Here is a 13,656-nt window from a genome sequence, read left to right as displayed (position 1 = left end):
GGCGTGCAGTGAACAGTTCCGTAAAGATGTCGGAGAAAAAGGTGCGTGGCGTGCTGCCACGCATCGAGCAGTGGTTGTTTACCCATCGTCTGCTGACGCTGGTGAGCCTGGGTGTCTTCACCCTGGCCATGGCCTGGTTCGCCGTGCAGTTGCGCATGGAGGCCGGCTTCGAAAAACAGCTGCCGATCGGTCACGAATACATCGAAACCTTCGAGGCCTATCGCAACGACCTGCTGGGGGCCAACCGCCTGACGGTGGTGGTCAAGGCACGCCAGGGCACGATCTGGAGCAAGGAGGGACTCAAGCGCCTGTACGACGTCACCCAGGCGCTGATCTTCCTGCCCAATGTCTCGCGCAGCAGCGTGCGCTCGTTGTGGACACCCAATGCCTTCGTCAACGAGATCACCGAAGAAGGTTTCCGTGCCGATCCGCTGGTGCCGGGCACGGTTACCCCGGAAAACCTCGATGAGGTGAGCATTGCGATGATCGCCGACTCAGCGGCCCAGGGCGGCTTCATCGGTACCCTGGTCGCCCGTGACCAGAGCAGCGCGATGATCACCGTCGACCTCAATGAGTTCGATGCCAACGGCGAGCATCTTGACTATGTGGCCTACAACCGGGTGCTGGAGCAGCAGATCCGCGAGAAATTCGAGGACGGCGACTTCGACATCCAGATCATCGGCTTCGCCAAGCAAATCGGCGATATCGCCGACGGGGCTTCGGCGGTACTGGAGTTCTGTCTGCTGGCTCTGCTGCTGACGGCGCTCGCGGTCTACTGGTACTGCCACTCGCTGCGCTTCACCCTGTTGGCCCTGGGCTGTTCGCTGGTGTCGCTGGTCTGGCAATTCGGCAGCCTGCGCCTGCTCGGTTACGGTCTTGACCCGCTGGCGGTGCTGGTGCCGTTCCTGGTATTCGCCATCGGCGTGTCCCATGGCGTGCAGCAGATCAACTTCATCGTCCGCGAAATCGCCTGCGGCAAGTCCATCGAGAGCGCGGCGCGTGCCAGCTTCCGCGGTTTGCTGATCCCTGGCACGCTGGCCCTGGTGACGGCGTTCGTGTCCTTCGTGACCCTGCTGCTCATCCCGATCCCGATGGTCCGCGAGCTGGCGATCACTGCGTCGCTTGGGGTGGCCTACAAGATCATCACCAACCTGGTGATGCTGCCGGTGGTGGCCTCGATGTTGCGGGTCGACGGCGGTTATGCCGCCGCCGAGGAGCTTTCCCGCCAGCGCCGGGCCCGCTGGTTGCGAGGCTTTGCCCGACTGGCCGAATGGCACAACGTGCGCTGGGTGTTGGGCATGGCCTTGCTGATCTTTCTCACGGCGGCCTGGCAGAGCCATGACCGGGTCGTCGGCTCCCTGCAGGCCGGGGCCCCGGAGTTACGCGAGGAAGCCCGCTTCAATCGCGACGCGGTGGCCATCGCCAGCAACTACGACATCGGCCTGGACTGGCTCAGCGTGGTCTTCGAGGTCGTTCCCGACACGTCCGGCGCAAGCCCGGCGGACGCCTGCGAAGACGTTGCCCTGGGCCAATATCAGGATCGTTTTGTCTGGGCCATGCAGGGCGTGCCCGGGGTGCTGTCAGTGACCTCGTTCTCCAACAGCATGCGCCAGTTCAACGAGGGCTATAACGAGGGCAATCCGAAAATGAACGCGGTGCCCATCGACCCGGCGAACTACTCATCGATGGCGGCCGAGGTGGCCCGTGTCCCCGGGATGATGCGCCCCGATTGCAGCATGACCGCCGTGCACCTGTTCCTGGCGGACCACAAGGCCACGACCATCCACCGGGTGATTGCCGCCGCCAAGGCGTTCCGCGCTGAGTTCAAGCAGCCCGGCGTGAGCGTGCGCCTGGCGTCCGGCAACGCCGGGGTGATTGCCGCGATCAACGAGGAAGTGGAGCGCAGCGAGCTGCCGATGATGCTGTACGTCTATGGCGCCATCGCTCTGCTGGTGTTTGTCGTCTACCGCGACTGGCGCGCGGTCCTGGTGTGCTGCCTGCCCCTGACCCTGGGCACCTTCATCGGCTACTGGTTCATGAAGGAGCTGCAGATCGGCCTGACCATCGCGACCTTGCCGGTGATGGTATTGGCCGTCGGCATCGGCGTGGATTACGCCTTCTACATCTACAACCGCCTGCAACTGCACCAGGCCCTCGGCCAGCCGATCACCAAGGCGGTCGAGCATGCGTTGCTGGAGGTCGGGGTAGCGACCATCTTCACTGCGATCACCCTGGCAGTGGGGGTGGCGACCTGGGCGTTTTCCGACCTCAAGTTCCAGGCCGACATGGGCAAGCTGCTGGCCTTCATGTTCCTGGTCAACATGGTCATGGCCATGACCGTGCTGCCAGCGTTCGCCGTCTGGCTCGAGCGGGTATTTCCGCGCCGGCGCCCCGTGCGCATGATCGGCGCCCTGGCGCACTGAGGAGAGCACTATGCGAAACCTGATTTGCCTCATGGCGACCCTGTTCGCCAGCGCGCTACCGCTGGCCACAGTGCAAGCCGCACCGGTACAGCCAGTACCGGCGACCCGGACAGCCAACGCCACGGCGGCCACCATGCTGGGTGCCAGCTGGGCCCAGGAACGCCTGGTCGCCGTTGGCGACCATGGCACGGTGTTGCTGTCCGACGACAAGGGCCACAGCTTTCATCAGGCGGCGGCCGTGCCGCTGTCCACGCCCCTGACCGGTGTCTCGTTCATCGACGCCAGGCAGGGATGGGCGGTCGGCCACTGGGGCGCGATCCTCGCCAGCACCGACGGCGGTGACAGCTGGCAGCTGCAGCGGCTGTCCAGCGCCGAGGATCGGCCGTTGTTTGCCGTGCATTTCTTCAATCCCAGGCAGGGCGTCGCCGTGGGCCTGTGGTCGCAGGTGCTGACCACCGACGACGGCGGCCTCAACTGGAGTGAGCAGAAGCTGCAGGCACCGCCTGGAGCGAGTCGCGCCGATCTGAACCTGATGGGGCTTTTCGCCGACCACCAGGGGCGCCTGTACGCCACCGCCGAGCGCGGCCAGGTGCTGCGCTCCGATGACCAGGGCAAGCACTGGCGCTACCTGGATAGCGGTTATGCCGGCACCCTCTGGACGGGAGCGGTGCTGGCCGATGGGTCGCTGCTGGTCGGCGGCCAGCGGGGCACGCTGTTGCATGGCTCCGCGGACGGACTGAGCTGGAAACGCGTACCCCTGAAGAGCAAGAGCTCGGTAACCGGCATCGCGGTAGCGGGGCAGCAGGTCGTCGTGGTCGGCCTTGATGGGCTGATGGTGAGCAGCAGCGACGGCGGGCTGAACTTCCAGGAACAGCAGAGTGCCGAGGGTGTTTCGCTGACGGCTGCGCTGTTGAACGGCAACGGCTCGCCCATCCTGTTTTCGCGACGGGGTGTGGTGTCCATGCAAGGCCAGGAGGAGGGGACGATACACCCGAGTGAGTGAGTCCGCGGTACCTGTTCCAGGTGGACCGGCGCGGCGCTTCAGGCGTCGAGCCAGGTCCTGATCTTCATCCTTTAAGGGGCCCGTGCAGTACTCCACTCCAGGCGTGGCCCCTTCTTTTTAAGCCTTGCCAGGTAGGGCTTTTCTGCCTGTGTCGACGAGGGCCCAGGCTCTTTTTCCGGTCTGCTTTCGCGGACATTTCGCGCTTGTAGATTGCCCGTTCATGCACCCGCGATTAATTTACGTAACACATGTTGCGCTAAATAAATCACCTTGTTAGAGTCGATCTCAAATAACAAGACGCAGGAGGTTGCACATGAAAGCTCGCATCACTGGATCGCGCTCGGGAGCACTTCCCGGCGGATCGCTCGGCTTCGATCGTCCCGGCGCGCGTCGCGCGGCGGCTCGCAACACGTTCTCGCTGGAGGTGCTCTGATGATCTCGCTCAAGCCCACCCTGACCTTGCCCGCTGCCGGGCTGTCCGGTTTCGAAACCCCGCTGAGCGAGGAAGAAGCTGCGATCCAGGCTTCCGTGCATCGTTTTGCCAAGGACGTCTTGCGGCCGCTGGGTCGCGAGCTCGATCGCATGAGTTCCGAGGAAGTCGTCGCCCCAGGCTCGCCTTACTATTCGTTGTTCGGCGAGTTCGCCAAGCTGGGACTCGACCCGGCACTGCTGGCGGAGCTGCCGCCGGAGATGGCGGTGCGGATCGAGTCGCTGATCGGCGAAGAACTCGGCTGGGGCGATGCCGGCCTGGCGGTTTCTCTCGGCTGCGCCGGCTTTCCGCTGCAGATGGCCGTCGCCGCCGGTAATACCGAACTGATAGAGCTTTGCCAGGGGCGGATCGGCTGCTGGATGGCCACCCAGCCCGATCGCGGCAGTGACAACCAACTCTTCGATATAGCGCGCGACTGGCCCGCGGGGCAGCAGGCCAATATCGGCAACCTGACCGCCAAGGTGGTCGGCGACGAGATCATCATCAACGGCCAGAGTTCGGCCTGGGTCTCCAACGGTGCGGTGGCGCAGGTGGCTTTCGGCTTGATGTGCGCCGATTACGGGGATGGTTTCTACGACCGTGACGGCTTGCCCCATGGCATTGCCGTCATCATCCCGCTGGATCTCAAAGGCGTGTCCAAGGGTAAGCCGCTGGACAAGATCGGTCAGCGCTCTCTGCCCCAGGGCGAGATCTATTTCGACAGCGTACGGGTGCCCCGGCGCTACGCCATCGCCGAGCGCGATGCTTATTACGGTGCCGTCAGCTCCTCCTGGTCCTATGCCGGTACGCACATGAGCCAGGTGTTCACCGGCGTCGCCCGGGCGGCCTTCGAATATGCGCTGCAGTACTGCCACGAGCGCCGGCAGGGCGGGCGGATGTTGATCGACCACCAGATGACCCGCCTGCGCCTCGGCGAAATGCTGCGCCGGGTCGAAATCGCCCGCGCAGTCGCCCGGCGTTCGCTGAGCTTCGCGCGCCTGTCACCGCAGACCCACCCTTACGCCACTGCCTCCGCCAAAGTCACGGTGACCGAAGAAGCGATGGCCGTGGTCGAGGAAGCCTTCCGCCTGTTCGGCGGTAACGGCACCACCCGTGAATACCCGATCGAGAAATTGTTGCGCGACACACAGTCCGCGCTGATCGAGGACGGCGAGAACCGTGTCCTGACCATGCGCCTGGGGCTGCTGGCCCAGCAGCTCTACGCCGAAGGCTGGGCGAACAACTGATCCTGAAGGATCCCCCGGCAACACTCATCCAATAACAACAATGAGGAACACTCCAATGGCTAAATATCCTGTCGTTGTCTATGGCGCCAGTGGTTACACCGGCATGTTGATGATGGACTGGTTGATCGACCAGAACATTCCGTTTACCGCGGTCGCACGTAACGCCAGCCGTGCCCAGGAAATGATGGCGCAACGTGTCGTCGGACTAGAGTCGGCCACTTACGAAATCCTCGAGTGCCCGCACGAAGTCCAGGCTCTGAGCGCCGTGTTCAAGGGCGCGCGCGTGGTCTGCAACACGGTCGGCCCATTCGTCAATTTCGGGTTGACGGCCGTCGAGGCGGCGTTGAATGCCGGCTGCCACTACCTGGATCCGGCCGGCGAGCAGCAGCATATCCTTGCCCTGCGCGATCAGTTCGGCGAAAAATTCCGTCAGGCCGGGCTGCTGCTTTCTCCCTCTCTTGCCTACATGTACACCTTCGCTGAAATTGCCGCCGAACTGGCGCTGGAAACCCCGGGGGTCGACTCCCTGGAAACCGCGACCCTGACCCGCGGGCCTCGTGGCCGTGGTGCCGGTGTCACCGTGGGATCGACCGCCACGATTTTCGAGGGCTGCCGCCATGACTCCTTTTACCTGTGGGAGAAAGAGCTGGTCATGTACGCCCCCAATGCCAGCTTCAATGTCGTTTCGCCCGACCTCATGGAGTCGGTGTTCTGCCTGCCCTGGGGCGGCACTTCGCTGCCCGTGTACTTCGAGCGCGACGCACGCGTTCGCAGCTGCATGTCCTGTGTCGGTTTCTACGACAACCCGGTGATGAAAGTCGTCCATGGACTGAACGAGAAGTGGGACGCTGAATACAAACACTTGCCCAAGGAACAACAGGACGCCGTCATCCAGAGCCTGGTGAGTTCGACAACGCCGAGCATGCCCCCTCGTGAACGCGGCACCTTGCAGCGCACCGTGGACTTCGCCATCGGCCGCGGTCAGTTGACGGCGGTGCGTGCCACCGTGCACGGCATCACCCCCTACATCGCCACCGGCGCCCTGCATGCCGCGGCAGTGACCAAGCTGCTGGACAACGACACCGCCAAGGTCGGTTTTGCCTCGGCCTCGAAGGCTTTCGGCCATCGCTACCTGCTGGGTTTCCTCGAGCAGCGTGGCCTGGCCCGCGCAACCATCACCCAACTCTGAAGTGACAGACATGGCGATTATTGATTTCTTCGACCGTGGCTGGCGGATCAATCCGCAGGGCGCGGCTTATATCCAGGACGATCGGGTGTTCACGTTCACCGAAGTCCGCGATCGGTCATGCCGTATCGCCAACGCCCTGTTGGCCGAGGGTTTGCCCAAGGGCACCAAGGGGGCGATCTGGTCAACCAACGATGTGGTGGGCTGGACCTGCACGCTGGGACTCTGGCGCGCCAACCTGTGCTGGATTCCCGTCGGCGCGCGCAACAGCGCCGAAGAGAACCGCTACGTGCTCGATGCGTTCGACTGTGAGGTGTTGTTCTTCCAGAAGGAGTTTGCCGCGGTCATCGACTCGCTGCGCGCGAGCCTGCCGAAGATCAGGTTGTGGATCTGCCTCGACGGCGACCTGCCCGGCGCGACTTCTCTTTCGGCCTGGAGCGATGCCCAGCCGAGCAGCGTGCCCCAGGTCGACTATGACATGGACGACGTGGTGGCGATCTCGCCCACGGGGGGAACCACGGGGATGCCGAAGGGGGTGATGAACACCCATCGGAGCGTGCAGACGTTCTGTGCCCACTTCATGATCAACTTCCCTTATGAAGACGAGCATCGTCCCGTCAACCTGGCGGCGGCGCCGATGACCCATACCGCCGGCACGCTGTCCCTGCCGTGTTCCGCGCGGGGCGGCACCGTGGTGGTGATCACCAAGCCGGATCCGGCGCTGATGCTGGCGATGATTCCCAAGTACAAGGTCACCGAGACCTTCCTGCCGCCCACGGTCATCTATCGCCTGCTGGATGTGCCCGATCTGGCGCAGAAGGTCGATTTCAGCTCGCTGAAATACTTCCTCTACGGCGCGGCGCCGATGTCGGTGGAGAAGCTCAAGCAAGCGATCGAGACCTTCGGCCCGGTGATGGCGGGTGGCTACGGCCAGACCGAAGCGCCGGCATCGATTTCCAACCTGCCGCCGAGCGAGCACCTGCATGGCGGCCAGCTGGCGTCGGACGAGCGGCTGTCTTCGGTGGGGCGTCCCAATCCGCTGATCCGGGTCGAGATCATCGACGACGCGGGCAATATCCTGGCCCAGGGCGAAACCGGCGAGATCTGCGTGCGCGGCGACCTGGTGATGAAGGGGTACTACAAGGCCCCGGAAAAGACCGCCGAAACCATCATCGATGGCTGGCTGCACACCGGCGATATCGGCCACCTCGACGCCAATGGCTACCTGCACATCACCGATCGCAAGAAGGACATGATCATCTCGGGTGGCTTCAACGTCTATCCGAGCGAGGTCGAGCAGGTGCTCTGGGCCCACCCGGCGGTGCAGGACTGCGCGGTGATCGGCGTGCCGGACGCAACCTGGGGCGAGAGCGTCAAGGCGGTGGTCGAGTTGAGTTCCGGCCAAAGCGTCAGTGCCGAAGAACTGATCAGCCTGTGCAAGGCCAGGCTTGGTTCGGTCAAGGCTCCCAAGAGCGTGGATTTCATCGATGCCCTGCCACGGAGTCCGGTCGGCAAGGTATTGAAGAAGGATCTGCGTGCCCATTACTGGCAAAGCGTCGATCGTCAGATCTGAAGTCGAGGAGTTATCTGATGGAACCCATTTATATTGCCGGCATCGCCATGACCCAGTTCGGGCGGCATCCGGAACGCAGCCTGCAGAACCTGGCCCTGGAAGCTCTGCAGGGCGCGCTGGCGGATGCCAACGCACAGCGTTCGGACATCGGCGCCGTTTTCTACGCCGGCATCACCAACGGCCCGTTGCAAGGCCAGTTTTCCATCCCGGGGCAGGTGGTATGCAGCAAGATCGGCATCGAAGGGGTGCCGGTCTATAACGTCGAGAACGCCTGCGCTTCTGGCAGTACCGCGGTGCACCTGGCGGTGCAGAGCCTGCGCGCCGGCGCCACCGATGTGGCGCTGGCGCTGGGCGTCGAAAAGATGAACGTGGCGGACAAGCTCAAGGCCCTGTCACTGTTCGAGACGGGCTGGGACGTTTCCACCGCCGAGGAGAACTACGAGATCCTGGTGAAAATGGGGGAGGGCATCGTCCCCCCGGCCGGGTCGGAGTCCGATCGTCCATACAGCAAGTTCATGGCCATCTATGCGGCCATGTGCCGTTGGCACATGAAGACTTACGGCACCACCCAGCGGCAGATCGCAGCGGTGTGCGCCAAGAACCACCAGCATTCGGTACACAACCCTTATTCCCAGTTCCGCAAGACCTTCAGCATCGAGGAGGTGCTGGCCGCGCCGCCCATCACGTATCCGATCACCTTGCCGATGTGCGCGCCGCTGTCCGACGGCGCGGCCGCCGCCATCCTCTGCACGGAGGCGGGCCTCAAGCGCATCGGTGCCGATCCCAAGCGCTGCGTGCGGATCGCCGCCAGCGTGATCCGCAGCTTCACCCTGCGGGACCTGAGCGAGCCCGAGAAGCATGTCAGCCTCCTTGCCGCCCGCCAGGCCTATGAGATCGCCGGCCTGGGGCCGCAGGACATGCACGTCGCCGAGGTGCATGACGCCTCGGCGATGGGCGAGATCATCCAGTCGGAGAACCTTGGACTGGCGCCCCTGGGGCAGGGTGGTGTGTGCGCCGAGCGCGGTGACTTCACCGTGGGCGGGCGGATCCCGATCAATCCCTCTGGCGGGCTGGAATCCAAGGGCCACCCACTGGGCGCCACGGGCATCGGCCAGTTGTATGAGCTGACTACCCAGTTGCGGGGCGAGGCGGGTGCGCGTCAGGTCGAGGGCGCGCGTCATGCAATCCAGGAAAACGGTGGCGGGCTTCTGGGTGTCGAGGAAGCTGCCGTCGCCATTCACATCTTGAGTCGATAGGAGAACAGTCCATGTCCACGACCCGTCGGGGCGATGAAATCAAGGCCACCTCTGGCCCGGGGCAGTTTCGCAGTCTCGGCGGGTGGATGGAGCGACCGGACGATCTGCAACCGGAACTGGAGGGTAATGTCAGCGCCGACGTCATCGTGGTCGGCGCCGGCTTCGCCGGCCTGTCCACCGCGCTGGAGCTTACCGCCCTTGGCGCCAGGGTGATCGTTCTCGAGCGAGAGTGCGCCGGTTTTGGCGCCAGTGGCCGTAATGCGGGTTATCTCGCCGGTAGCCTGGGGATCGAATTCGAGATGTTCCTCAAGCGCGTAGGTCATGAGAAGGCGAAGAAAGTCGTCGCCTTCTATGACGAGGGCGTTGCCTACGTGGAAAGAAGGCTGCGCGAACTCAGTATCGACTGCGACTACAACGCCTCCGGGATCATTCGGGCGGCGGTTCATCCCTCACAGGAAAAGAAGTTGCGCGAGAGCATGCAGATCGGTCTCGAGCTGGGCTCGTCCGCGTGCTTCCTCGACCAGGCCGAGATGCGCGCTCGTGGCATACCCCCGGCGTTTCTCTTTGGCTGCCTGCAGCGACACGGCGGTACGCTGGACCCCGGCAAGTACGTGATGGGACTGCGTCGCGCGGCGCTTCAGGCCGGTGTGAAGATTTATGAGAACACTGAGCTGCTGTCCTACAGCGAAGGCCCGATCATCCAGTGCAACACCGCGCGGGGCAGTGCCAGCGCCCCGCATCTGGTGCTCGCCACCAATGCCTATACACCGCAGCTTGGCCTGCTGCGCGACAAGGTGGTGCCGTTGCGGGTGTCGGCGATCGAGACCCAGCCGCTGTCCCCCGCGCAGCTGGCCTCGTTGGGCTGGCCAGGCCGCGAAGGTCTGGTGACGCCTCACTGGACCATGGAAAGTCATCGTCTGACCGCTCGCAATACGCTGGTTGTCACGACCAAGCGACTCAGCTATGTGTATGGATCCCAGACACCGAATGTGCCGGACAATGTTGCTTATCACGAACTGGCAACAGCACTCGAAGACCGCTTCCCGACCTTGCGCGGCCTGGGTATCCAGTCATGCTGGAGTGGCTACATCAGCCTTGCCTACGACGCACTGCCGGTAGTCGGTGAAACGGGAGAGCAGGGCAACATTCTCTACACCGCCGGGTGCTCCGGGCATGGCGTCGCCACCCAATCACTCATGGGCCACCTGCTGGCCGAGCGAATTGGCGGCATCGAGCATCCGTTGCTCGCGGCCCTGCGCCACAAGACCCCCTCGACGCTGCCCGAGCCGTTGCAGTGGTGCGCCGTCAACCTGGCGCTGGGCCTGGTGCACAGGATGGACGAGCACGTCAATCGCAAAGCACGCCGTGTTTCCAATCAGTAACTAACAGACTTGTCGATGTTCAAGATTCGACAGATGGCTGGACATATAACAACAACTTGATGCACTTGGCTGTGCACCCTGGTTTTTAAACTTGATGACTTCGCCCGTTGTGTTCTGGCGAACTGAAAGTTGCTGTCGGGTACAACGCCGCTGTCACTCTTCTATTGCCGAAATGACACTCATCAAAGAGTGATTACTTTAATAAAAAATACGTGAGGCACCCTGTATGAACAAGAAGCCCACCCCTGACACTCCGCTCGATTTAAGACGAAGGCAACTGCTCAAGTTTGCCGGCGCCTCGGCAGCGGTAGGAAGCCTCGGCCTGAAAGCGGGGCTGGCAAATGCCGCTGAAGGGCCAGGAAAAACAGACTCCGCCACTGACAGGGGAGATGTTCTGGACGTCGTCATCATCGGCGCCGGGCTGGCCGGCCTGACCGCCGCCCGCGACCTGCAACAGGCAGGTTGCCGCTCATTCGTGGTCCTCGAGGCCAGGGATCGGGTAGGGGGCCGAACCCTCAATCACGACCTGGGCTCGGGTTATGTGTCCGAAGCCGGCGGCCAGTGGATCGGGCCTGGACAGACCGCCGTGGCGGACCTTGCCCGCGAACTGGAGGTGGGTACCTTCCCCACCTATTACGAGGGCAGCACGGTCATTCTTGGCGGCGACGGGCGGGTCGAGATCGACCTGAAGGGCACCTTCGGCACCGATGAGACGCTCGCGGCGAAGCTCAGCGAACTGTCACGCGACGTGCCTTGCGGCGCGCCCTGGAAGTCTTCGAAGGTGGCCGAGCTGGACAAGCTTTCTGCAGGCGATTGGCTGTCCAGGCAGGCCATCAAGCCCGAGGACCGGGCAGGGTGGAATGCCAGCTTCCTCCTGACCTGCGGCGTGGCGCCGGCGAAGATGGGGTTCCTGCATTTCCTGTCGATGATCAACTCGGCCAACTGTGAGTACATGCAGCTCGACTCGATCAAGGACAGCGCCCAGGGCACCCGGTTTGTCGGTGGTTCGCAGATTCTCTGCATCAAGATGGCGCAGCAACTGGGTGACCGGCTGCGCTTGTCGTGCCCGGTCCGGCAGGTTTCCGACTGGGACCGCGAAGTCGTCCGGTTGCAAACGGACCAGGGGGAGATCCGTGCTCGCCGGGTGATCATGGCCATCCACCCCGCATTGTGCCATCAGCTCCGGTTCGATCCGCCGCTGCCCGAAGGGCGCGCGGCGCTGCAACGTGCCTGGCCCGCCCACTCCCCGGCGCGCAAGACGTCCATGGTCTATTCCCGTCCATTCTGGCGGGAAAAAGGCTTGAACGGGCATGTCATACAGGCGGGCGGCCCCGTCATCTGGGCCTACGACAATTCCCCGCCGGGGGGCGAAATCGGCGTGATCAATGCCTTCGTCACCAACGCCATGGTGTCCTCCGACCTGAAGGAAGCACAGCGCGTGCTGGCCCAGATTTACGCCAGGGCACTGGGCGACGAGGCGTTGAAGCCGGTGTCGTATCGCGAGCATGACTGGGGACAGGCCGACCCCTGGACCCTCACCTGCGTTTCCCCCATTCCGCCTGGTTTCTGGAGTACCCATGGCGAGGCCCTGCGTCCTCCCTGCGGCAATCTCTTCTGGTCGGGTACGGAGACCGCCGATATCTGGGCGGGCTACATGGACGGGGCCGTGCGCTCGGGCCATCAGAGTGCCTTGCAGGTGCTCAATGCCCTGCGTCGGGCGTAGGAGGCGAAGATGAAAAGAAAGATTGTGCTGGGGGTTGTCGCAGTCGTTGCCGTCCTGCTGGGCCTGTATGGCCGGGATTTGCTCGACCTCTACCGTTTGCAGAACTACATCAGCGCCTCGACCGAGGCCTACGAGGCCGACGGAGGCCCATGGCCGCAACTGACCGACGTCTGTACCGGTTGCCATGGAACCAAAGGCAGCTCGCAACATCAGCGCTACCCCAGCCTCGCGGGGCAGCCGGCCCCGTACCTGGCGGCGCAGTTGCACAACTTCGCCAGCGAGCAGCGGATCAACCCGAACATGGCGCCGCTGGCGATGACCCTGAGCCAGGAGGAGATCGACCGCCTGGCCAACTACTACGCCAAACAGCCTTTGAGCCGCGACTCGTCCTTTCAGCCCGAGCCAGGCCTGCGGGACAAGGGGCAGAAACTGGTCGCCGCAGGCGGCTGCGTGGCCTGCCATGGCGAGCGCCTGATGGGCCGCGAGCAGTTCCCGCGTCTTGCCGGGCAAGGGTCCGACTACCTCCGGGTGCAACTCGATGCCTTCGCCGACGGCCGGCGAAAGGACCTGACCGGGGCAATGGGGGCCATTGCCGCGACCTTGTCAGCAGACGAGCGCAAGGCTATTGCCAGCTATCTCACAAGTTTGCCTGCGCAATAAGACAACGAATCGAACATCAATAAAAACATTGAGAGTATGTGTCATGGAACTCAGGAATATTGTTATATGCGCCGCTTGTTTCATATTGGTTTCGGCGGGACTGGTTTATGGGCTCAAGCTCCTGCGCAAGCGTAACTATCTGCTTGGCCTGGAATGGCTGGTCGTTGCGTTCTCGGCGACCAATGCTTTGCTGTACTTCTCATTGGGATCGGAAACGGCTTATTTGTTTTCGTATTTCTGCGATGCGTTTTCCAGGGGCATCGGAATTCCAGTCATCACCATCATTGGCTTCATGGCGGTCACCCATGATTACAAACCGTCGGTCTTCAAGGATGTCATGCTGTTCGCGGGCGGTATGCTGGTCACCCTTGCTCTTGTCCTCTCTGCCCATGCCCTGGGCGGGTTCCTGGCGTACTTCTACGTCGTCATGTGGACTGTCTTCTCCCTCTACCTCGTTTACCTGGTCCTGCGTCTGCTGAGTGCCGGGGAACACATCCTGGCGCTGGGCCTGTTCCTCGGCATGCTGGCGGCGCAGACGATTGCCTGCATCTACGATTTCTACAAGATCCCGGGGGACGAGACCAACGTGCTGTTCAACTTCTATGTGCTGGCGTTGCTTAGCTGGGCCTGTCTGTTGGTCCTGATGTACTACGCCTATGGCGCCCTGGAGCGCACCAAGGAATCGATGCCGCTCCTGCAGCCACGCTGACGAGTCGTTTTTTCAAGAACGGGCC

10 protein-coding genes are annotated in these 13,656 nt (G+C 63.0%); all 10 read left to right on the top strand.

The genetic code is table 11. From position 1 onward, the window contains the following. Window positions 1-8 precede the first annotated feature (8 nt). The 10 genes from NRG23_RS03595 (at window position 9) to NRG23_RS03550 (ending at window position 13,631) form a co-directional block, all read left to right on the top strand. The gene (locus NRG23_RS03595; RefSeq protein WP_009049045.1) at window positions 9-2,423 is read left to right on the top strand and encodes an RND family transporter; all 2,415 of its coding nucleotides are present in this window, start codon (window positions 9-11) and stop codon (window positions 2,421-2,423) included. A gap of 10 nt (window positions 2,424-2,433) precedes the next feature. Beyond that, window positions 2,434-3,426: a YCF48-related protein gene (locus tag NRG23_RS03590; RefSeq protein WP_009049046.1), complete on the top strand. Its 993-nt coding sequence runs from the start codon at window positions 2,434-2,436 to the stop codon at window positions 3,424-3,426. A gap of 432 nt (window positions 3,427-3,858) precedes the next feature. Further along, window positions 3,859-5,142, top strand: coding sequence for an acyl-CoA dehydrogenase family protein (locus NRG23_RS03585; protein WP_009049047.1), 1,284 nt, complete (start codon window positions 3,859-3,861; stop codon window positions 5,140-5,142). Between the two features lie 55 nt (window positions 5,143-5,197). Then, entirely contained in the window at window positions 5,198-6,331 is a 1,134-nt protein-coding gene (locus NRG23_RS03580) for a trans-acting enoyl reductase family protein (protein WP_009049048.1), read from the top strand. A 10-nt stretch (window positions 6,332-6,341) separates the two neighbouring features. Continuing rightward, window positions 6,342-7,901, top strand: a complete 1,560-nt coding sequence (locus NRG23_RS03575) for an AMP-binding protein (protein WP_038579021.1) — start codon at window positions 6,342-6,344, stop codon at window positions 7,899-7,901. Window positions 7,902-7,918: 17 nt separating this feature from the next. Next, on the top strand, window positions 7,919-9,157 hold the full coding sequence (locus tag NRG23_RS03570) for a thiolase family protein (protein WP_009049050.1): 1,239 nt from the start codon (window positions 7,919-7,921) through the stop codon (window positions 9,155-9,157). An 11-nt stretch (window positions 9,158-9,168) separates the two neighbouring features. Continuing rightward, window positions 9,169-10,539, top strand: coding sequence for an FAD-binding oxidoreductase (locus NRG23_RS03565; protein WP_009049051.1), 1,371 nt, complete (start codon window positions 9,169-9,171; stop codon window positions 10,537-10,539). 226 nt (window positions 10,540-10,765) lie between these two features. Further along, on the top strand, window positions 10,766-12,262 hold the full coding sequence (locus NRG23_RS03560; RefSeq protein WP_097303506.1) for an FAD-dependent oxidoreductase: 1,497 nt from the start codon (window positions 10,766-10,768) through the stop codon (window positions 12,260-12,262). A gap of 9 nt (window positions 12,263-12,271) precedes the next feature. Next, window positions 12,272-12,922 carry a c-type cytochrome gene (locus NRG23_RS03555; RefSeq protein ID WP_162095352.1) on the top strand — a complete coding sequence of 217 codons (651 nt, stop codon included), beginning with the start codon at window positions 12,272-12,274 and terminating at the stop codon, window positions 12,920-12,922. A 43-nt stretch (window positions 12,923-12,965) separates the two neighbouring features. Then, window positions 12,966-13,631, top strand: coding sequence for a hypothetical protein (locus NRG23_RS03550; RefSeq protein ID WP_162095351.1), 666 nt, complete (start codon window positions 12,966-12,968; stop codon window positions 13,629-13,631). The last annotated feature ends 25 nt before the right edge of the window (window positions 13,632-13,656 follow it).

This window comes from Pseudomonas sp. T8 (assembly GCF_024610635.1).
Lineage (GTDB): Bacteria > Pseudomonadota > Gammaproteobacteria > Pseudomonadales > Pseudomonadaceae > Aquipseudomonas > Aquipseudomonas chlororaphis_I.
The sequence above is the reverse complement of the archived record's forward strand: the minus strand, read 5'-3'. Positions and strand labels throughout refer to the sequence as shown.